The sequence below is a fragment of the Aristophania vespae genome (assembly GCF_009906835.1).
Taxonomy (GTDB): Bacteria; Pseudomonadota; Alphaproteobacteria; order Acetobacterales; family Acetobacteraceae; genus Aristophania; species Aristophania vespae.
In genome coordinates, this window is the sequence record NZ_CP047652.1 from 445544 (window position 1) to 466709 (window position 21166).

Here is a 21166-nt window from a genome sequence, read left to right on the forward strand (position 1 = left end):
CTTTATAAATATCACGGTGCCACACGCACATCAGTTGGACCATAAGGAGGCGTACTAACGAGTTCGATATCTCCGTTGGGCAAAATATGAGCTGTATCAGCCTCTATAACGTCATCCCGGTTGCCAGCTAAGGCAAAAGCATTTCCATTAGCAGAGGCTAAGGAAGCGGCTGCATCCATTGTTAGAGAACGGTCATTGAGTTTGCTGTTAATACAAGGACGCGGCACAACATAAAAATTTGTTGGACCAAAAGAGGCATTTAAAGTTGCTCTATGGTCAGTATGCTCATCTTTATGCCCAAGCGGTTCTGAACTAATGCGTGGCTGGTCGCTAACACCAATTATGACGGTCTCAAAATTTTTCTTTTGAGCAGTAAAGTCAAACCGATACTTCCCCTGCTTGGGAGTAGTTCCATCGCTGTTACGTAAACAACCTGCATTTACCACCAGACCGTTAGGGGCAATTACATTGCCATTTTCAGTGATGTGATAGTGAGCACCTGTTACTTTTGTTTGAGTCTTGATTGGTGACTGACGATTTCCCACCACATTATCAAGCATTGTATTACTTGTTGTCGAACTACGGGCTCCCGCAGCGTAGCCAGCAGCACGCTGGGCATTAGCGTTACTTTGCATAATGCAAAGAAAGCAAAATGTTCCCATGAGGAAAAAATGGCGTTTTGAGAGCATAAGAGAAGATCGCATCAAAACAACTCTATGACAGGCTTATGTAAGCGTTTTGTGAAATAGTGAAGGTAAAAATAAATTGGGGCGAAACCAGGCGAAATCTGTCACAAAGTTATTGATAAACTCTTACCCGATCACTAATTTTGTAACGTGTGTCTCTTGCTTAATCGTTGAATAGATTGCATCATTTTTTATGGCCGATATGAACCCCGATTTTCTGTCAAAAGATTCGCCACGCAATATGGTTGATGATTTAGTGGGCTATGCCTCTAATTGCTTACTTGCCTATCTGCGTAATGATCCTAAGAGCCTGGTGCAGGAAAGTGCTGTTTTCTTGAAAGCAATAGAAACATTATGGGTTCAACACGGTATCTCGGAGCAAGATGTTTGGGAGGAAATGTCTCAACGCATCCTTTTATCTGAGACGCTTTTGAAGCGCGGTATACGGGCCCGTAAAGGCGGACCCTATCGGTCGACAAAATTACCTTAAGAATTTTTTTCCGAAATTTGTGCTGAGTAGTTGTTAGGTTATATTTATATAAAAGGGTCATATTATGGACGAAGACGCTGCTTCAACATCTCATATGGCTGATGGCGTCTCCTCTGGGAGCAGTACAACCACGCCCCCAGGCGATCTGGCACCTAACTCTTCAGGATCATTCCCTTCGGAATCATTTACGGGGGGAGATCATGCAGCCTCGGCCAATAATATTGCTATTCCTGACTCTATAAGTGGTCATTATCCGGCAGGTTTAGCCCATCATTTAACCTCATTTGACATAGCCTGTCTGGTTTTAGTTGGGGTTTCGGCTCTTTGGGGTCTGCTTCGGGGTGGGGCTAAAGAAATAACAGGTGTGCTTGTTTGGATCGGAGCATTATGGCTCTCTTTCCGATCGAGTAACGCAGCCTTAGCCTGGGTTAATCCTTCTCTGCCGGCTAATTTTCAAAATTCAGAAGTCGCTCTTTGGGGAGTAAGAATAGCGATTTTTATGCTTGGGATGATTTTGCTTAATGCATTAGTTGAGCGATTATCTTATATGGCAAGAAGTGTGTTATCACGCGGTGTCGATACATTATTGGGGTTTGTATTCGGATTCATCAGAGGTTACGCCTTAATGGTTATAGCCTGCATGGTTGCCAGTTGGATTTCATCTAGCTGGTTACAATCTGTTACAGAAGAGAGCAATTTTGCCCCTTATCTGATGAAAGGGGTGCAAATTTTACAAGGATATGTTCCACCTTCTTTGGAATCCTATCTTGCTTTACCGAACACAAATAGCCATTGAAGGGGTGTAGTTTGTGAGAGTTCGCTCATTGCTACATTTTGTTTGTCATTATTACGGGAAATGTCCCAATAGGTTGTGCCTTTATGACTTTGCTTGAATCCTCGAACCGGCCTCATGAGGAATGTGGTGTGTTTGGCATCTGGGGTGTCCCAGAAGCTGCCGCTCTCACAGCTTTGGGGCTTCATGCGCTCCAACATAGAGGTCAGGAATCTGCGGGTATTGTTAGTTTTGACGGAAAGGAATTCCATCAACATAGAGGGCTTGGCCTTGTTGGAGAGGTTTTTGCCGATAGTGCTGTAATAGCCAGTTTACCTGGCCAGGCCGCTATCGGGCATAATCGTTATGCAACAACAGGGGGGATGCATTTGCGTAATGTGCAGCCTTTTTATGCAGATTATGCCTTTGGAGGACTGGCTGTTGCTCATAATGGTAATTTAACCAATGCGGCAACATTACGTAGGGCTTTAGTGGGGCGTGGCTGTATTTTTCAGTCAACCACAGACACCGAGGTTTTTGTTCATTTAATAGCGATCTCGCTCTATAGCAGTATCGTTGACCGCCTGATTGATGCAGCTAAGCAGGTTAAGGGGGCTTATTCTCTTATTGCCTTAATGCCAGATAATGGCCTGATTGGCATGCGCGACCCTCTTGGTGTGCGGCCGCTTGTTCTGGGAAGAATGCCAGGGCATGAAGAAAATAATGGCGGCTGGGTTCTTGCAAGTGAAACTTGTGCGTTAGACATCATTGGGGCGCAATATGTGCGTGACATTGAACCTGGCGAGATGGTCATCATCAATAATAAAGGTCTAGAGTCAATCAGGCCATTTGGTGATTTGGGCCATCGCTTTTGCGTTTTTGAATATATTTATTTTGCCCGCCCTGACTCAGTGTTAGAGGGAAAATCTGTCTATGACAGCCGCACACTCATTGGTGCAGAACTAGCACGTGAAAGTGCGGTCGAAGCAGATGTCATTGTTCCTGTGCCTGATTCAGGTGTGCCCTCAGCAATTGGCTATGCCAAGGAAAGTAATATTCCCTTTGAATTAGGGATTATCCGAAATCATTATATTGGGCGTACCTTTATTGAGCCTACCGATCAAATTCGCCATCTGGGTGTTAAGATGAAGCACTCAGCTAATCGTGCCATTTTGGAAGGTAAAAGGGTAATATTGGTTGATGATTCCATTGTGAGAGGAACAACATCGCGCAAGATTGTTGATATGGTAAGGGCGGCAGGTGCAACCGAAGTTCACATGCGCATCACGTCACCTCCAACAAAACATCCTTGTTTTTACGGCATTGATACGCCCGATGAAAACAAACTTCTTGCAGCAACTCATACGATTGAAGAGATGAAAAACGCTATCGGTGTTGATAGCCTGGCTTTTATTAGTTTTGACGGGCTTTATCGGGCTCTCGATTATAAAAGCCGTGATGAAGCTCAACATCGCTTTTGTGACGCCTGCTTTAGTGGAGACTACCCAATATCTCTGGTAGATAAAGAAGGGAAGCTGGTTCAGTAAAAAAGTTTTTTGAAACTATAAAGTTCTATAAAGCCATTTCTAAAATAATAGAAATGGCTTTATTTAATTGTGGTAATAAATATAAGAATTATACAAAATAATTTATTTGAGAATTAACTTTAATAATTAGTTTATTTTGGTAAACATTTTGTGTACTGTTGCTTATGAATAAAATGTAATATATAAATAATAATCTCTATTGAAGCCTACTTACTTTTGTAAAGTTTGTTTGAGCTTGCTTACAGGTTTAAGCGCATTCGTAAGTGTTTTTAAGGTTTCATCTTTTTGTGAGAAGTTAGGGCTGTCTGACAATAAGGTCAGGCTTAACCCTGTTTAGCCGTTAAGTGCTCTGAAGTCCTTATTTACGACTTAAAATTTGTAGTGCTCTGGCTAAAAGAACTTCTTTGAAATTGTAGTGGGAGAAAATGTCTTATCGAATGGTACTTTCTTAAGAAAATTAAAGCCATTTTACCTTTAAGCTCGTTTCTGAGAGCCAATAAGGAAAGATATCCTTTCATGACTTACAACTGGATAGGAACATATGACAAACTCTGACTTGCCGGCTGGCCCCCCTCCTGAAAACCCGACCGTACAAAGTGCAGAGAAAACGACCTCGCCACAATCAAATGAACAGTCTTTGCCTTTAAATGCAAAATGGACTTTGATTATTGCAGCTTTTATTGCTGGTAGCTGTGGCGGTCTATATGGTTACGATACAGGGATTATTTCAGGAGCTCTTTTATTAATTACAAAAGACTTCCACCTTAACCATGTTTTACAAGAACTCGTCACTTCGGCTATCTTATTAGGGGCCGTTCTCGGGGCTTTTATTGCAGGCTATTTCTCAGAAAAACACGGTAGAAGAGCCACAATTATTTTAGTATCCGGGGTTTTTGTTCTTGGGGCGACATGGTGTGCGCTTTCACCTGATGTTTATACTCTTATCATAGCCAGAATTTTCTTGGGCTTGGCGGTAGGGGGCTCTTCTCAGGTTGTACCGATGTATATTTCAGAGCTTGCCCCTGCGGCTAAGCGTGGTACGTTGGCGCTCTTTTTTAATGTCTCAATTGGCGTTGGTATTCTTCTGGCCAATATCGTTGGCCTTACATCGCAAGAAGCACTAGGCTGGCGCGGAATGATAGCCATTAGTGTAGCACCAGCTGTTTTCGTATTTTTGGTAATGTTCTTTATGCCAAAAAGTTTCAGATGGGTGGCTGAAAATATCAGTATTAAAAAAGCTGTGCCTATTCTGAAGAGCCTGCGTGACAATCCAAAAGAGGTCAAAAAAGAGCTCGCTCAAATTAGAGAAAACATCGAAAATGCTGAAGAGAAAAATCAGGGTTGGCGTGGTCTGGCTCAGCCCTGGGTGCGTCCTGCTCTGATAGCTGCCTTAGGTGTTGCGTTTTTCACGCAATGTGGTGGGCTGGAAATGATGATTTACTATGCTCCAACCTTTTTAAGAGATGCGGGCTTTGGTGATTCGTCAGCCTTAATGGCTGGGCTTGGCATTGGTATTGTCTATCTGACGATGACAGCTTTAGGGTGCCTCTTTGTCGATAAAATTGGTCGCCGCCGCCTCGTTCTCATTATGGGGCCCGGCTCTGTATTATCACTAATTGGGTTGGGTATCATGTTCTTGATTCATCCAGCACAAGGTAGTACCGGCTCTTATTTAGTCATTATTTTCATGCTTCTCTTTATGCTCTTTAATGCAGGGAGCATTCAGGTTATAGGCTGGCTTTTGGGAGCGGAATTATTTCCTCTTTCCATGCGGGGGCAAGCAACGTCTTTGCATGCAATGGTATTATGGGGAAGTGATCTTTTAGTGACAGCTACGGCCCTGTCACTTGTTCATCTTATTACTCTTGGTGGAACAATGTGGTTCTATGCTGGGGTAAATCTGCTTTCAATTATCTTTGTCTATTTCTTCGTGCCCGAAACGGCAGGAGCAACCTTAGAGGATATTGAGACAGCTTTGCTAAAAGGAACTTTCCGTCCAAAAAAAGGGCGGACCCGTATTGCCGATCAAAGCTCATAATTTAGGGATTTTTTATTCCTAAATCACGTAATGGCCTTCCAGGAGAGATAGTTCCTGGAAGGCTTTTTGTTATTTAACGTTTAATATTAGGCTTTAACATAAGGCGCGGATCGGCGACTTTGTCATAGGTGGCGCCATCTATAAAACCAAGCTCAAGGGCTGCTTCACGTGGGCTTAAACCGTGTTCCACTGCATGATGAGCAACTTGCGAAGCCTTATCATATCCAATGATGGGAGAAAGGGCTGTTACTAAAACAAGAGAATGATCCAAAGCCTGTTTTATGTGGTCTTTGTTGGCTGTGGTTCCCTCAATAAGAAATTTCCGAAAATTTTCCATACCATCATGTAAAAGCGTCAGGCTTTGCATGATATTTTGGATTATGAGGGGTTTGTAGGCATTCATATCTAACATGCCACCGGCTCCTCCCATACCAACAGCAACATCATTACTCATGACTTGAAGGCATAGCATTGTAAGGGCTTCGGCCTGAGTAGGGTTAATTTTACCAGGCATGATAGAAGAGCCAGGTTCATTGGTGGGGAGTGTAAGCTCTCCTAACCCGGCTCTGGGGCCACAGGCGAGTAAACGTATGTCATTAGCGATTTTAAAAAGACTGCCTGCCAGCGTGCGCAAACATCCCGAAAGATGGACAAGACCATCATGTGCGCCCTGAAGAGCAAATTTATTGTTACCGCTATGAAAATCTAATTTCGTATAATGCGCGATTTCCTGGCATGCTTTTTCGGCATAGCCCGCTTCAGTATTAACGCCAGTTCCAAGAGCCGTACCACCTAAGGCAAGCGCAAATATGCCTCGAAGAGCCTGTTGCAGGCGCTCCTTATTGTCTTTTAGCATGCCCACATAGCCATGCCATTCTTGACCTAGTGTGATAGGGACAGCGTCCTGAAGATGAGTGCGTCCTACCTTGACGATGTCTGACCATTCTTGTGATTTTTGCTCAATAGAGTTTTCAAAGCGGTCTAAGGCTGGCAGTAATTTACGGTGCACAGCCAGAGCACTGGCAATATACATCGCACTTGGAAAATTATCGTTAGTTGATTGCGCCATATTGACATCATCATTGGGATGAAGCGGCTTTTTGCTGCCCAGAGGTTGGCCTGTTATTTGGCTAGCTCTGTTGGCAATCACCTCATTAACATTCATGTTAAATTGCGTTCCCGAGCCGGTCATCCAAACATGTAGCGGAAACATTTGGTCATGCTGACCTTTGATGATCTCGTCACAAATGCGAACAATAAGGTCACATTTTTCCTGTGAAAGCCGGCCTGATGAGGCGTTAGCAAGGGCACATGAACGTTTCAAAATAGCATAGGCTTCAATCATTTCATGGGGAATGAGTTCACGCCCAATGCTGAAATAATGAAGAGAGCGCTGCGTCTGTGCTCCCCATAAAACATTTTTGGGGACTTGAATTTCGCCTAGTCCATCAGTTTCAATGCGGAATGACATAGAAAAAGTTCTTTCAAAAATAATTAAGCTTTGGGTGCAAAGTGATAAGGCCGATAGACTGGCTCCCAGCTTAGGGATGCGATATTTTCTTCTAAGCTGGTTTCATCAAAGTCAGGGCACAGCCCTTCTTCTTTTGCCTGTAAAGCAACAAAGCGTGCTACTTTATGAGCCACATCTTTTATAGCGCTTAGAGGGGGTAATAATCCGTCATGTTCCTGAGAAGCGGAACAAGAGACAACAGCTTTGGCCGCTGCCATAAGCATATTGTCACTTATTTTTTGCGCCTGACAGGCAAGCGCTCCCAAGCCTAATCCTGGAAAAATATAAGCGTTATTCGTTTGGTCGATCTTGATTATTTTGCCATCAAATTCGATTGGTAGAAATGGGCTGCCTGTGCCGATAATGGCTTTTCCTTTAGTCCAGGCCAAAATATCTTCTGGTCTGGCCTCAATATGGCTTGTTGGGTTGGAAAGAGGGAAAATAAGAGGGTTTTCACAATAATGAGCCATGCTCGTAATCATGTCTTTTGTGAAAAGTCCTGCTTGTCCTGATACGCCAATCAGAATTGTGGGGCGGATCTGGTTTATGGCTTTTGTAAGATCTGTATTGCCCCCATCAGTGAGAGCGTCAGGGCGAGCAAAAAGCTGCTGCGCTTCTGTAAGGTCATCCATTCCCTGGAGTAAAAGGCCTGGTCGGTCAAAGATATAAAAGAGATTAAGAGCCTCTTTTTGGCTTAATCCTTCAGCTATACAAGCTTGTAGTAACTGGTAAGCAATCCCACATCCTGCCGAGCCACCACCTATAATAACAATGCGCTGTTGTGAAAGGGTTTCTTTCTTTTTAGCAATTCCTGCTAAAATAGCAGCATTGGCGATAGAGGCAGTACCCTGAATATCATCATTAAAGCTTAAGATTTGATCGCGATAGCGTTGCAATAAGGGAGCAGCATTACGGCCTGCAAAATCTTCCCAGTGTAAAAGACTGTTAGGCCATCTTTTTTGAACAGCTTTTACAAATTCATCTATAAATTCATCATAGGCTTTGCCTCGTAATCTGCGTTGCTTTAGGCCAATATAATGAGGGTCATTTAAGAGGGCCTCATTTTCTGTCCCAACATCAAGCGTGACAGGGAGCATGTAAGAAGGATTAAGGCCGCTACATGCTGTATAAAGTGAGAGCTTACCAATAGGTATACCCATACCATTAGCGCCCAAATCACCTAGGCCTAAAATACGCTCACCATCTGTGACAATAACCATACGGATATTGTCATAGTCAGGTGATGCCAGAATTTGGCTGATCCGACCTTTATGCTCAGCCGTAATATAAAGCCCGCGAGGTCGTTGATAGATTTTGGAGAAGTTAAGGCATGCTTCTCCAACCCCTGGCGTATAAACGAGGGGCATCATCTCTATAAGATATTTGTCTAATAAAGCATAAAAGACAGTTTCGTTTTCGTCTTGAAGTGCTCTTAAAGTGACGTGACGGTTTAAATTACCTTCCTGGCGCATAATGGACTCATAAGCGTTTGAAACCTGAATCTCTAAATCATGCTCTGAAGAAGGGAGTAAGCCATTGAGGTGAAATATGTCTCTTTCCTGTTTTGTAAAGGCAAGGCCTTTATTGAAAAAAGGTGAGTCTAACAGAGCCTGCCCGGTAAGTGACACGGTGAGTGGGGAAGACATGGATGAGACCTTCCATCATATGAAGATATAAAGTTGAGTGGGAAGGCTTATTTAGCCTTGACCCACCTTTCTGTGGTGAAGCGGAATTGTGCAAATATAAAACCTGCCCCTAATCCAATGAAAGCAATAAGAATGCTCCATAGTGATAATGGTATGAAAAGGGTAGACAGGGCGGGAAACACAACCATTCCGACTAAGGAAAAAAGTGCGGTTTCTAAAAGAGCAGGTCCAAACTGCTTTATAGCCCCACAATGAGGGCAGTGCTGGGCTGAGCTTTTTAATGGCTTATGGCAAATTGGGCAGAGGGCTATACCCGTGTTAAGGGGTGTGTTCATTGTTTTTGATCCTTATCATGCTCACCTGTCGCAATGCGGGCTTCTACAGCAAGGCGCCAGGGCGCATTATCAGGCGCAGCCTCTAGAGCCCGGTGATAAAGATTGAGAGCTTCAGCTGTGACATGACCTGCCTGCCGTGTTTCTGACTCTGCAATTTGCAGAGCTAATTCAGGTGTGAAGTTTCCTTTTAGAGCTAGTTTCCATTCTTCTATGGCAGCTTCTGCTAAACCTAATTCTGCTTTTAGGTCTCCCAAACGTTTATGTATTGGGCCATAGCGCCGATCCATAGGGGAAAGATGAGCTGCCTGTGCACCTAACTGTCTTATTTCAGAAAGCTGAGGACTCAAATTTTTCTGTGATAATTCTTGAGCCGGTTTTTGTGGTGAAAATGTAGGAAAGCCTTTTTCCATATAAAGCCAAATGGCCAAAATAGGTGTAAGAACAACAGTACTGATCAGAATTAATTTTTGGCTTTTCCCCTCGCTTACTTGCAGAGGAGGAGGGGGAACAGAGCTATTTAGCAAACGGCGATGAAGCTCCAGGCGCGTATTATCATACTGATCTTTATCAATAAGCTTTGAATCCAGGTCTTTTTTTAACGTATCAAGCTGTTCTTTATAAAGATCGGCAGTACTGTCATACGTCTCTTTTGTAGAAACTGAACGTTGCCACAGGCTTAATCCAAGCGGAAGCAGTACAATGATCGTGACTAGAAATATGCCTAATAGGAAAGACATGAGGTCACTCCTTTTTCAATAATCGCTCAAGCTGCTCTTTTTCTTGTGGAGTAAGCGCTTGTAACTTTGTTCTGGGGCGGTGCCAAAAGCGCCATGCTGATAGAGAACCGATGATAAGAGCTAATAAAGGCATGAACCAAAGTAAAGCAGTACTAAGCTTAAAGAGTGGCTTTAGGAGGATAAAGTCACCATAACGTTGTGTCATCCACTGCATGATTTCATCATCTGAGCGACCTTGCTGAATTTGCTCGCGCACAATATGGCGTAAATCGCGTGCCAGGGGAGCACTGCTATCTTCTATGCTTTCATTTTGGCACACTAGGCATCTTAGCTGTTGGCCTAAGGCTTCTGCTCGTTTTTCCAATAATGGATTGTCTAGCTGCTCATGAGGGGAATCAAGAGCTATTGCTGTTATAGGGAAAAGAAAAATGAATAGGGCGATTAAAAAAGGTTTCATTATTTATGGTCTGAATAAGTACGACCCAAAAAAGGGTGTATATTTTCCTGAAATATTTTCTCATCCAAAGCGGCTGAACCATGCCAGGCAATTTTTCCTCCTGGAAGAATAAGGAAACTTTCTGGCACACCGGTAACCCCCCAATTAATGGCTGTCAGCCCAGACGGGTCCTGTCCTATACGTTGATAGGGATCTCCATTGCGCTGGATAAAAGCGGCAGCGCGTTCGGCCTTATCTTTATAAACGACCCCCCAAATGATGATCTGGGATGAGATTTTTTTCAAAAAAGGCATTTCAAGCACGCAGGGCACACACCACGACGCCATGAAATTAACTAATATAGGCTGGGTTTGAGACTGCAATATATCTGAAGAAAAACCTTCTCTAAGGTTAGCCAGACCATCAAGTGCCTGAAATTTAGGAATATCCTTTCCCAAAAGAGGCGTACTGACGGCGTGTGGATCAAAGGAACCAGATTTCATTCCTTTGAGCATTTCCCAAAAGCCAAACCCTAAAGCGGCAGAACCTGCAATAGGGAGAGCTGTGAGGAGGTGGCGGCGTGTTACAGCCATAAAGTCAGCTCCTAAAAGACGTGAGAGGATTTTTTCTCTCTTCTGGCCTGAGCAGAAAGAGAAGCACCTTTATGAAAGCGACGGTCAGTTAAGGAAATAAAGCCACCAATGGCTATTAAAATGCCACCGAGCCAAATCCAGGGGCAAGTGGGTTTACGTGAAGACGGAGAATATAGCTTGTTTCTGTACCATCTTTATGAAAATCACCCAATACAGCGTAAAGATCACGCATGAAATTGGTCCGGATGGCGACATTCATCGTGCTTTGATTTTGTCGAGAAAAATAGCGTTTTTCAGGATGTAAAATAGCGATTTTACGACCATTTTTCTGCACAATAATATCAGCTCTAAGGGCTGTATAATTTTCACCTTTTATATGATGCACATTTTGAAGTTGCCAGTCATAGCCTGCCAAAGCGTAATGAGCTCCAATAGGTGTTTCTATGACAGTTTGCTGGGCAGCGGACATACCACATAACCCTAAAATCGTAATACCCACGCCACAATGAGCCAGAAGCGTTCCAATGAAAGAGCGGGGAAGTTTGCGAAGTGAGGTGATAGCGCGACATCTGAACCAGAAATCACTTAGTGAAGCAGAAATGACCCATATTGCCAGTGCTATGGAGATACAGGCCAAAAGGCTTGAGACCCAGAGAAGTGAAACCAGACCGCTAAAGAGAGCTAATATAAGAGGAAAGGTTAGTCGTTTTTTCAGAGACGTAAGTTTTGCTCTTTTCCAGGATAAGGCTGTTCCTATCCCCATGACAGCTAGAAGAGGCAAAGTAAGAGGGATTGTTGTTGCGTCAAAAAACGGCTTTCCGACTGACAGAGTGTCTCCAAAAAGAAGCTGCATAAAAGGGGGGTACATCGTGCCTGTAAGCACTACGGCACAAAGAGCTGTGAGCAAAATATTGTTAAGTAATAAAGCACCCTCTCGCGAAAAAGGCGCAAAAATGCCACCCTCTGTGAGCAAAGATGGTGCTTTCCATGCGAACAGGACGAGGCTTCCTCCTGTAATAATGCCTAATAAAGACAGGATAAAAACACCACGAGCAGGGTCGTTAGCAAAAGCATGAACAGAGTTTAAAATTCCCGAACGGACTAGAAAAGTACCGGAAAGTGAAAAAGAAAAACACGCTAATGCTAATAAAATGGTCCAGATTTTAAGAGATTCTCTTTTCTCTACAACAATGGCTGAATGAAGAAGAGCAGTGCCACTTAACCATGGAATAAGAGAAGCATTCTCAACAGGATCCCAAAACCAATATCCACCCCAGCCAAGAACGTAATAAGACCACCAGGAACCAAGGGTAATACCACAGGTGAGAAAAGCCCATGCGGCAACAGTCCAGTTTCGGACCCAACGGCCCCATAGCGCATCAACTCGCCCTTCCATTAAAGCTGCGACAGCAAAGGCGAAAGGCACTGCAAACCCGACATAGCCCGTATAGAGAATGGGAGGATGAAACGCTAAACCAGGATCTTGCAAAAGGGGGTTCATTCCCTGGCCATCAACAGGCACAGGATAGAGGCGTTCAAAGGGGTTGGAGGTTAAGATACAAAATAGTCCAAACCCACCAGAAATAGCACCGAGAATAGCTAATACACGTGCACGCAGCGCCAAAGGCAAGCGCGCTTTACGCCAGCCTGAAAGAGCTACGGCAAAGCCACAAAATCCAAGGATAAGGATCCATAATAAGATTGATCCTTCATGATTACCCCAGACGCCGGTAATCTTATAAAGAAGAGGCTTATTTATAGCAGAATTTTCTGCAATGTTACGGACGGAGAAATCATCTCCTACAGAGGCAATAATCAGGCAAATAAATGAAAAGCTTAGGGCAATAGTTTGGGCAATGGCTAAAAAAGGCGCCAAAATAACCAGTTTTGTGCGATGAGTGCGTAACCCCCATAAAGGAAGAACACACTGCCATATAGCTATAATAGTGCCTAGGCAAAGGGCATATAACCCTTCTTCTGGGCCTAATAAAGTAAGCATTAGGGATTATCCTGATGAGTCTGAGCGGCTTTTGAGGCTGTCATTTTGTCCCAGCTTGCGGCATCGGGTGGAGGGCCAAAGCGCGGGTCCCATTTACCGCTTTTTTTCAATGCATCAGCCACTTCTTTGGGCATATAAGTTTCATCATGCTTGGCAAGAACAGTATCAGCTAGAAAATAACCGTCTTTATCCATATGGCCCAAGGCTACGACGCTTTGTCCTTCTCGGAAAAGGTCAGGCAAAATGCCGCTATAATGCACCGTTACGGCCGCCTGGCCATCAGTAACGTCAAATATGGCAATGGGATGATGGTCTGAAGTTTTTGTTTGAAATGATCCTGCAACGACCATTCCACCTAAGCGAAAATGTTTTGTTAGAGAAGGAGGGTGTTCCCTAACTTGTGATGGAGCCATGAAAAACATGATGGAGCTTGAAAAGGCGCGTAACATTAAAAAAGCTGCCGCTGCCAAGCAGATCACACAAATAATCACGATCCATAAGCGTTTCATTTTTCGTGACAACGTTTTGGAAGGAGCCATAATTATAGCTCCTCTTGAGAGGTTATTTGCTCCACATCCTTTAGTCGTTTGACCGACTTTCTAAAGCGTAGGAACGTGCTTATACCCCAATAAGCGCTAAAGGATATTACAATGACATAACTTGCAACAACGTAACCCCAAATATGGAGCCATGTTCCAGGATTGTTCATAAAGTCTCTTCCTGGGTGAGTAATCTGTTAAAACGGCGCTCATTAATGCGAGCACAAAGCCGTCCTCCAATCAGGGCGGCTGTGCATAGGGTAAATCCCAAAGCACATAATAAGAGTGGAACTAAAATTGTCATCGCCATTGTAGGGGCTTTGGTTAGTGTAAGGCTGGCTGGCTGGTGGAGTGTATTCCACCATTGAACGCTAAATTTGATGATGGGTAGGTCAATAATACCGATAATAGCCAGAATTGCCGCAGCTTTTTGCCCTCTCACAGGGTCATCGAAAGCACGTATAAGTGTGATATGGCCAAGATAAAGGAAAAAAAGGACAAGCATAGAGGTTAGGCGGGCATCCCATACCCACCATGCTCCCCAGCTTGGTTTGCCCCAAAAAGAGCCTGTTAAAAGGCATAAGGCTGTTGCACACGCCCCGATAGGGCCAATTTCAATAGCGGCTAAATCGGCAATAGGATGACGCCAAACTAATGAGAGTATGCCACAAACAGCTAGAGCCGCATAACAAGCTGAACCGAGCCATGCCATAGGGACATGTATATACATAATGCGCACATTTTCACCTTGTTGCCAGTCAGCGGGGGAGAAAAAGAGGGCGTTACATAAGCCTACAGCAAGAAGTGTTAGTCCCAATCCTGCCAGATAGCCGAGACAGGGGCGCATAACCCTGTAGAAAGCACCAGGGTTTGCAAAGCGGTGAAACAAAGAAGAAGATGTTGTCACGGGATCTTTTAGCTCTTTTCTAAAACGTGCTTACACCTTTAAGCGAACTTCTCTAAAGTGAAAAGCAACAAACTTTTGATAATGTTCACAGATGCGATAGGTCTGGTTAAGAGGGGCGTGTATGCAGCATTATTGGCTTATTAAATCTGAGCCTTCATCTTTTTCATGGGAAGAGCAGGTTAAAAATAATATTGAGCCCTGGACTGGGGTTCGGAATTACCAGGCACGGAATAATTTATCATCCATGAAAAAAGGCGATTTAGCGCTTTTTTACCATTCTGTGACTGAAAAATCCATTGTGGGGGTAGTGGAAGTCGTAAGAGAGGCCTATCCTGATCCAACGAGTGATGATGAAAGATGGGTATGTGTTGATGTGCAGGCGAGGGGTGCTTTTAATGAACCCATAAGTCTGGCACAGATCAAAGCAGATGAATGTCTCTCGGAGCTGGCTTTATTAAAGCAGTCACGTTTATCTGTGGCACCAGTGGCCAAAAAAGATTTTGATTATCTTACCAAACTTGGGAAATGGCAGAAAAAGTTCTAAATAGACTTATAAGAACTTCTTAAAAAGAGAGAAAACGGAGGTCAATTTATGGTTGCTCAGGATAAATCACAACTTCCCAGTACCACACTTAACTTTCGTCCTCTCGATACGGAAGCCATAAATCAGCTTCATTCAGTCTTGTCCGAGGTCGAACAAGGGCGGGGTGCACTCGTTCGCTTGGCCGATCTTATGGGTGGTGCTGTGGGGCAGGCCACAAAGCTTGGCTTTCAGGGTTTGTCATTAGTGCCTGGATTGCAGGAAAAAATACAAAAACTTGCAGAACTATCTTTAACGCAAGCTTTCAATATTGCCATTTTAGGCATGAGACATAGTGGAGAGCGCCAACGCTCATCTATGAGAGATACAATGGCGCAAGCTGCTGTCGCTGTTTCTGGAGCCATGGGAGGGTTTGGCGGAATTTTCAGCTTAGCGCCCGATGTCGGTTTTACGACACTGACAATTATGCGTGAAATTGCCATTATTGCCCGTGAGAATGGCGAAGATTTAAAAGATGAAGAAACGCGTCGGGCTTGCCTGGAAGTTTTTGCACTTCAGCATCTTTCTCAAGATAAGAAGTCTGAAGATAATGGTGAGAAAGAACTTGGTTTTTTTGCCGCACGCTCATTAATGAGGGGCAACCTCTGGTTTTATTAATGGCGGAAGTGGCAGGACATTATGGAATTGGATTATCGCGTAAATTTGCAGCTCAAATGGTGCCTGTAGCTGGTGCTTTATGTGGGGCGTCTCTCAATACAGCCTTTTTAGCTCATTACCGTGCTATGGCTCGGGCTCATTTTACCATTAGGCGGTTAGAGCGCACATATGGGACTTCAGTCCGTGAGGCAGCGCAAACCTATCAGGGTGAGAGTAAAAATGAGTAGAATGCCAGCTCAGATTTGGCCTGCATTTTTCCCATATTTATAATTGAGGTAAAATTCCAAAAGGCCAAACAGCACGATACAAGCCAGCCACATATATTCTATGACGGTAAGCAAACGTGAAAGCTGTGGGAAAAAGAATTTTACAAGCGCCGTAATTAAAAAGGCGATCACATAAATATAAGTTTGTGGCATGTTTTGCTTTCCCGTAAAAAGGCTTTTTTAGAATAACGCGATCATGATTATTACGCCAGAAGTAGTTTTACAGGCCTATGCTCAGGGGTTATTCCCTATGGCGCCTTCTCACGATAGTGATGAGCTGGACTGGTATGAAGCGGAGAAAAGAGGCGTTATTCCGCTTTTTAAGCCACATATTCCGCGCCGTCTTTTAAAAACTGTTTTAACAGGGCGTTATAACGTTTTTACAAATCGGAATTTTAAAGACGTTATTAAGGCTTGTGCTCTTAGGCGTGAAGGGCGTGATGAAACATGGATCAGTCCAAAAATAGACTCTCTCTATTGTGCTTTGCATGAGCTTGGTTATGCTCATTCTGTAGAAGTTCTTAATGAAAAGGGTGATTTTGTTGGTGGGCTTTATGGTGTAGCACTTGGTGGGGCCTTCTTTGGCGAAAGTATGGTCTCTTTTGAACGTGATACGTCTAAAATTGCTCTTATTCACCTCATTGCAGCTTTGCGTGAGGGGGGGTATCGCTTGCTCGATACGCAATTTGTTACACCTCATTTAGCGACAATGGGATGTATTGAAATTGATAGGTCCAGCTATCATTCATTATTGAGACAGGCTTTAGAGATTGAAGCGACATGGCCTGAGGATATAAGTTTAAAGGCTTTGAAAAGGCCCATTTTAGAATTACGGAACCAATCGAAAGGTGCAGTGTGATAAATTATTTTAATAAAAAATTATTATGGCGTGGCTCAGCTACTGCATCCTTATTTATGGTAACTGCTTCCGTTTTTATTGGCTCGGCTTTTGCTGGTGCCTTAACTGACCATCCGAGGCTTTCTCCTACACGCGATGTTATAGTAACTTATCGCTTTAGGGCAGGAGATGATCCTCAAGAAGCAGCAAGAATGAGCGAAGTTAAAGTATCTTTTGCTGCTTCAGGGGATCGGTTGCGTATTGACCACCAGAATCATCAAATAGCGACTTTGCTTGATCGTCCTTCTCAGAAGGTTACGATTGTGAATATGACTAACAAGACTTATGCTCAACTTATGCCTTTGCATGGGCTGCGCAATCCTTTTTTACTCGATTTGAATATGCATTATAAAGCCGGCGACCGGACACGCGTCTCGGGCTATCCCTGCCAAAACTGGGCTATTGAGAGTGAAGAAGGAAAAGCTCAGGCTTGTGTTACAGATGATGGTGTTATCCTGTCTGAAAAAGGGGTCGATGCAGACGGGATTACAGGCCAGTTAGAAGCGATAAATGTTGAATATCGTGATATCCCGGCCTCAGCTTTTCAGCCTCCTGCTGACTTTAATAAACTTGAGCCGAAATTAAGAAGGGAAAAAGGATCTGAAAATCCTGTGCCGGAAATGAGTGTGCCACACGCTAAAAGTGCTGCTGAGGCTCCAGGGGCTGAAATAGTGCCCGTCAATCCCGAAGGGAATATTCCAGACACGACCCAACCCCATGTCGCTAATGATTCAGCAAATGATGGCAGTGTGTCGCACGCTGATCAACCGGGATTAAATAAATGACAGTTTCAACTCTAAAAATTGGTGATAAAGCTCCCTCTTTTACGCTGGCAGGTATTGGCCCTGAGGGTGAAGTCAAAATTGAAAGCTCAGCTCTTTTAGGCAAGCCTTATCTGATTTATTTTTATCCCAAGGCACTGACGTCTGGTTGTACTACTCAGGCCTGTGCCCTGCGTGACGCATTACCTGATTTGAGGATCCCTCAAGGTTTGGAGCTTCCTGTTTTTGGCATTAGTCCTGATCCTCTAAAAAAATTGAGTCGTTTTAGTGAAAAAGAAAAACTCAATTTCACGCTTTTATCAGATGAAGATCATGCCCTGGCTGAATCCTATGGCGTGTGGGTTTCCAAAACACTTTATGGCCGCTTTTTTATGGGTATTGAGAGAAGCTCTTTTCTTATCGATGAAAAGGGTTTTATTTCAGCGCTAAAACGTAAAATTCGTCCTGCTGAGCAGGTGGAGTGGACCAAAACCTCCTTAGCACAGCTTTCTTCATAAAAAACGTTTCATTAGAATGAATTTTTTACAGTATCTCCGTCCCTCACAGGCACAATCATGGTGGGGGCGGGGGATACGCTGGACTATTTGCCTTTTAGTGCCCCCTTTTTTAGTGGCGCTTTTAGGTGTGGCTTTTCTAATATGGCGCCTTGGGCAAGGGCCTCTTAATATCACACCTTTTGTTAGTCACTGGAGGCCTTTTGTAGTTTCTGGCTCTAAACAAGATAAAAATCATGTTGCTCTTTACTGGGACTATATTTCGCTCCAGTGGCTTAGTGAGAAGCATTTTTCTCTATCGGCCCTAAAAATTCATGCTCAGGGATTAAAGTTATCTTCAGCAAAGGGTCATGATTTCGACTATATTCATGACGCACAAATTATCTTTAAGTTACGGGATCTCATAAAAGGAACTTTCAGTCCTACGCAGGGCCAGCTTATAGGGGGACATATTTCTCTTAAGCAGGATCCTCATGCAGCTATCACGTTGGATTTGGGAAAGAGAGATAACGCAACACAAGGTAAAGCCTTACCTTCAAATAAGAAAAAGATTGATCTCGCTTTTTTTCACAGTCTCATTTTGCAAAATTTTACTGTGAGGCTGAAAAAAGGTGGGGATGAAACGAAAAAAATACAGCTACAAATTTCTAAGTTAAATCTGTCTTATGAGTCTCAAACTGGTTGGCAGGGTGATGCTGCTTTAGAAATTCAGCAAAATCACAAAAATATTGCTCTTTCACTTCTTTTAAAATCTGCTGGTTCAGATCTCACGCAATGGATAGCGCGTTCATCTTTCTTTATGCCTAGCGATTATGCTTTATGGCTTCCACCATCTTTGCAAAACATATCATATGTTAATCTTCCAATTGCCCTGGAAAGTCGGGGGCATTTTGTCCGTAAAGATAGAATGGGCCGTTGGAGTAATTTTACAGTTCAGCTCAAACTTGGAGAGGGGAGCTTAAGGCAAGATCATAATGCGCCTCTTATGGTTTCTCATGGGAATTTTAAAATCATAGGGCAGAATGATTTATCTGCTCCATTATCGCAGAGAGTAAAGCTGCAAATTCCACAAGGCCATCTGACATTACGTGATGACAATCATCAAAATGCGGATTTTTTTCTTAATGGAGAGATGAAGTCAGATGATCTTTTTACACCCAAAAATATAAAAATCACTCTTGCTCTTGCTGTTCCCAAACTCGATTTTGCACATCTGGCATCTATATGGCCTGTTAATCTAGTAGAAGGTGGAAGGCGCTGGATTTCAGCAAACATGACTTCTGGTTTGGCTGAAAAATTTAAACTTAAAGTCACTTTGGAAAGTCGTCATGGGTGGAGTGATATTGACGCAACGGGTTTGGAAGGCGGTTTATGGGGTCATGACCTTACTGTTCATTGGTTAAAACCCTTACCGCCTGTAAGACATATTAAAGCTCATGCTCATTTTTTATCTGCTGATGCGCTTCAAATCGATTTAAAACACGGGAAACTCATTACAGGAAAAGGAACGATTAATGTTCCCACAGGTCGCATCTTACTGACTGGTCTCTCAAAGCGGGATCAAAATGGGGATATCCGCCTTAATTTAAAGGGGGAATTACCAGGTTTTTTAGAAGTTCTCTCTCATCCCAGGCTGAAGCTCTTATCGCGTTATAATATTCCTTTAAGGAATGTTAAAGGCTTGCTTGAGGGTGATTTGGGTTTGACCTTGCCGCTTGATAGTCGTGTTTTGATGTCAGATATTGGCTTTGATGTGAAAGCAAAATTTGACCAGGTTGGATTTTACAACCCAGTTATTGGGGCGTTAGAACAAGGTCAGGGTTTTTTTCGTGTCACAAGCTCTGAGCTTACAGCAGAGCTTCAAAGCGTAGTAAGACATATTCCGCTCTCTTTATCTGTCAAAGAATCATTTGCGAAAAAACCGCCTGGTGAAATTGACCGGGCATTAAAGGTACAGGCCACTGTCAAACCAGAGCAATTAGCTCAGCTAGGTATAAATTTACCTCCTCATATGATGAGCGGTAAAATTTTAGCACAGGCACATTATGACCAAATGCAGACAGTATCTAAGAAAGCTCAAAGTGACTTATCACTCTCACTTGACTTAACTCACGTTAATTTCAAAGCGCCTTTCTGGCAAAAGAGCGCGGGCGCTCCAGCGCACATAACGGGGCATGCTCAATGGTTGGATGGCATGCTTACTTCTATTGATCATTTAAATGGCAATGGCCCTGCTTTAAAAATAAAAGGGCAAGCTGTCTTGAATAATGGCGATATAACCGGGTTAACTGTCACTCCCCTTCTTATTGGGAGAAATAAAGGTAGCTTAACTTTAGGGTGGCCTATAAACAATCAAAAGGAAAAAGATTATAAGGTTTTCTTTAAAGGTGATGTTTTGGATATATCGCCCTGGCTAGCCAAAAAGCCTGCAACAAATTCAAAGAAAAAAGATGAGATTCCCCAAAAGGCGCTCTTAAATCCAATATCCCTTCCAACAGGGAATTGGGCAGTAGCTGTAACAGCCAAAAAAATCTTTTACGATCAGGATCAGTTTTTTTCTAATTTTTTAGCTGGTGCACATTGGGCAGAACAGAGTTTGCGAGAAGCACATATTTCTTTAGCAAGGCCCTATAAGCTTGGGGTGGTCCTGGAAGATAGCTCTACAGACCCGCTTAAAAAACGCTTTACCTTCAGTAGCAGTAATGTAGGGGGACTTCTCTCTAAATTGAATCTGACAAAGCAGCTTGAAGGGGGGAGGTTTCAGCTTAATGGGTATTTTAAAAATCAGCAGGAAGAAAATGCCTTTGGTTTAGGTTTGGGGCCTTTTTACGGTAAAATGCAATTACGCAATATCGCTATTTTGAACCCTCCTGCTATTTTAAAATTAGCAACGTTTTTTTCTCCAACGAAATGGGGGCAGTTAGGGCGAAATCGATTTGAAAATGTAGATGCATCTGCCACTTTAAGAGTAGATGATAAACGCCTTATTTTTCACAATGGGCAATTGGGAAATAATGCTTTAGGGGGGTGGTTCAGAGGTGTTATGAATTTGAAAACGCAAATTCTTAAAATGAAAGGAACAATTTCTCCTTTCTTTTCCTTTAAAGAACCTTCTCGTAAATTACACAAAGAAGAAGCGATCACTAAGCTGAAAAAGAAACTGAGTTTGACAGCATTAACTTATAAAATTGACGGAACTCTGGCTAATCCGCATATTGACGTAAATCCCTTTTCTATCTATTCGCCCGCTCCTTAAAGTTATCTTTCCAATCTTGTGATTTAGAAAGTCTAAA

19 protein-coding genes and 2 pseudogenes are annotated in these 21166 nt (G+C 43.3%); 10 read left to right on the forward strand and 11 right to left on the reverse strand.

Annotation, left to right across the window (positions count from 1 at the left end):
- Positions 1–11: 11 nt before the first annotated feature.
- A complete protein-coding gene (locus GT348_RS01995; RefSeq protein ID WP_160618292.1) occupies positions 12–704 on the reverse strand; it encodes a hypothetical protein in 693 nt (230 codons plus the stop codon).
- A 175-nt stretch (positions 705–879) separates the two neighbouring features.
- Between GT348_RS01995 and GT348_RS02000 the strand changes: the two genes are divergently transcribed.
- The 4 genes from GT348_RS02000 to GT348_RS02015 all read left to right on the forward strand — a co-directional run bounded on the left by GT348_RS02000 (position 880) and on the right by GT348_RS02015 (position 5533).
- A complete protein-coding gene (locus tag GT348_RS02000; protein WP_160618293.1) occupies positions 880–1176 on the forward strand; it encodes a hypothetical protein in 297 nt (98 codons plus the stop codon).
- Between the two features lie 64 nt (positions 1177–1240).
- A complete protein-coding gene (locus GT348_RS02005) occupies positions 1241–1972 on the forward strand; it encodes a CvpA family protein (RefSeq protein WP_160618294.1) in 732 nt (243 codons plus the stop codon).
- Positions 1973–2055: 83 nt separating this feature from the next.
- The gene (purF, locus tag GT348_RS02010) at positions 2056–3495 is read left to right on the forward strand and encodes an amidophosphoribosyltransferase (protein WP_160618295.1); all 1440 of its coding nucleotides are present in this window, start codon (positions 2056–2058) and stop codon (positions 3493–3495) included.
- A gap of 541 nt (positions 3496–4036) precedes the next feature.
- The gene (locus GT348_RS02015; protein ID WP_160618296.1) at positions 4037–5533 is read left to right on the forward strand and encodes a sugar porter family MFS transporter; all 1497 of its coding nucleotides are present in this window, start codon (positions 4037–4039) and stop codon (positions 5531–5533) included.
- Between the two features lie 73 nt (positions 5534–5606).
- Here GT348_RS02015 and GT348_RS02020 read toward each other — a convergent pair whose 3' ends face one another.
- The 9 genes and pseudogenes from GT348_RS02020 to ccmC all read right to left on the reverse strand — a co-directional run bounded on the left by GT348_RS02020 (position 5607) and on the right by ccmC (position 14175).
- Positions 5607–7004 carry a class II fumarate hydratase gene (locus GT348_RS02020; protein ID WP_160618297.1) on the reverse strand — a complete coding sequence of 466 codons (1398 nt, stop codon included), beginning with the start codon at positions 7002–7004 and terminating at the stop codon, positions 5607–5609.
- 23 nt (positions 7005–7027) lie between these two features.
- Complete coding sequence (locus GT348_RS02025) at positions 7028–8689, reverse strand: NAD-dependent malic enzyme (protein WP_160618298.1); 1662 nt, start codon at positions 8687–8689, stop codon at positions 7028–7030.
- 47 nt (positions 8690–8736) lie between these two features.
- Complete coding sequence (locus GT348_RS09315; RefSeq protein WP_236646552.1) at positions 8737–9024, reverse strand: zinc ribbon domain-containing protein; 288 nt, start codon at positions 9022–9024, stop codon at positions 8737–8739.
- Positions 9021–9761, reverse strand: coding sequence for a c-type cytochrome biogenesis protein CcmI (ccmI, locus tag GT348_RS02030; RefSeq protein WP_160618299.1), 741 nt, complete (start codon positions 9759–9761; stop codon positions 9021–9023). Before ccmI ends, GT348_RS09315 begins: the two co-directional genes overlap by 4 nt.
- 4 nt (positions 9762–9765) lie before the next feature.
- Positions 9766–10218, reverse strand: coding sequence for a cytochrome c-type biogenesis protein (locus GT348_RS02035; protein WP_160618300.1), 453 nt, complete (start codon positions 10216–10218; stop codon positions 9766–9768).
- Entirely contained in the window at positions 10218–10790 is a 573-nt protein-coding gene (locus tag GT348_RS02040; RefSeq protein WP_160618301.1) for a redoxin family protein, read from the reverse strand. The genes GT348_RS02035 and GT348_RS02040 overlap by 1 nt, the downstream gene beginning before the upstream one ends.
- Before the next feature lie 11 nt (positions 10791–10801).
- A pseudogene (locus GT348_RS02045) lies at positions 10802–12789 on the reverse strand (heme lyase CcmF/NrfE family subunit).
- Complete coding sequence (gene ccmE, locus GT348_RS02050; RefSeq protein ID WP_160619404.1) at positions 12789–13310, reverse strand: cytochrome c maturation protein CcmE; 522 nt, start codon at positions 13308–13310, stop codon at positions 12789–12791. The pseudogene GT348_RS02045 and the gene ccmE overlap by 1 nt, the downstream one beginning before the upstream one ends.
- Before the next feature lie 184 nt (positions 13311–13494).
- Complete coding sequence (ccmC, locus tag GT348_RS02055; RefSeq protein ID WP_160619405.1) at positions 13495–14175, reverse strand: heme ABC transporter permease CcmC; 681 nt, start codon at positions 14173–14175, stop codon at positions 13495–13497.
- Positions 14176–14356: 181 nt separating this feature from the next.
- Between ccmC and GT348_RS02060 the strand changes: the two genes are divergently transcribed.
- Positions 14357–14779, forward strand: a complete 423-nt coding sequence (locus GT348_RS02060; protein ID WP_160618302.1) for an EVE domain-containing protein — start codon at positions 14357–14359, stop codon at positions 14777–14779.
- A 48-nt stretch (positions 14780–14827) separates the two neighbouring features.
- Positions 14828–15660: pseudogene (locus GT348_RS02065) on the forward strand (EcsC family protein).
- 9 nt (positions 15661–15669) lie between these two features.
- Here GT348_RS02065 and GT348_RS02070 read toward each other — a convergent pair.
- Positions 15670–15852: a hypothetical protein gene (locus GT348_RS02070; RefSeq protein ID WP_160618303.1), complete on the reverse strand. Its 183-nt coding sequence runs from the start codon at positions 15850–15852 to the stop codon at positions 15670–15672.
- Between the two features lie 43 nt (positions 15853–15895).
- Between GT348_RS02070 and aat the strand changes: the two genes are divergently transcribed.
- Genes aat through GT348_RS02090 form a run of 4 tightly spaced genes read left to right on the forward strand, consistent with a single transcriptional unit; the run spans position 15896 to position 21129 of the window.
- Positions 15896–16558 carry a leucyl/phenylalanyl-tRNA--protein transferase gene (gene aat / locus GT348_RS02075; RefSeq protein WP_337251985.1) on the forward strand — a complete coding sequence of 221 codons (663 nt, stop codon included), beginning with the start codon at positions 15896–15898 and terminating at the stop codon, positions 16556–16558.
- Positions 16555–17382 carry a DUF4412 domain-containing protein gene (locus GT348_RS02080; protein ID WP_236646553.1) on the forward strand — a complete coding sequence of 276 codons (828 nt, stop codon included), beginning with the start codon at positions 16555–16557 and terminating at the stop codon, positions 17380–17382. The genes aat and GT348_RS02080 overlap by 4 nt, the downstream gene beginning before the upstream one ends.
- Positions 17379–17876 carry a thioredoxin-dependent thiol peroxidase gene (gene bcp, locus GT348_RS02085; RefSeq protein WP_160618304.1) on the forward strand — a complete coding sequence of 166 codons (498 nt, stop codon included), beginning with the start codon at positions 17379–17381 and terminating at the stop codon, positions 17874–17876. The genes GT348_RS02080 and bcp overlap by 4 nt, the downstream gene beginning before the upstream one ends.
- 16 nt (positions 17877–17892) lie before the next feature.
- Entirely contained in the window at positions 17893–21129 is a 3237-nt protein-coding gene (locus tag GT348_RS02090; protein WP_160618305.1) for a YhdP family protein, read from the forward strand.
- Positions 21130–21166 lie beyond the last annotated feature (37 nt).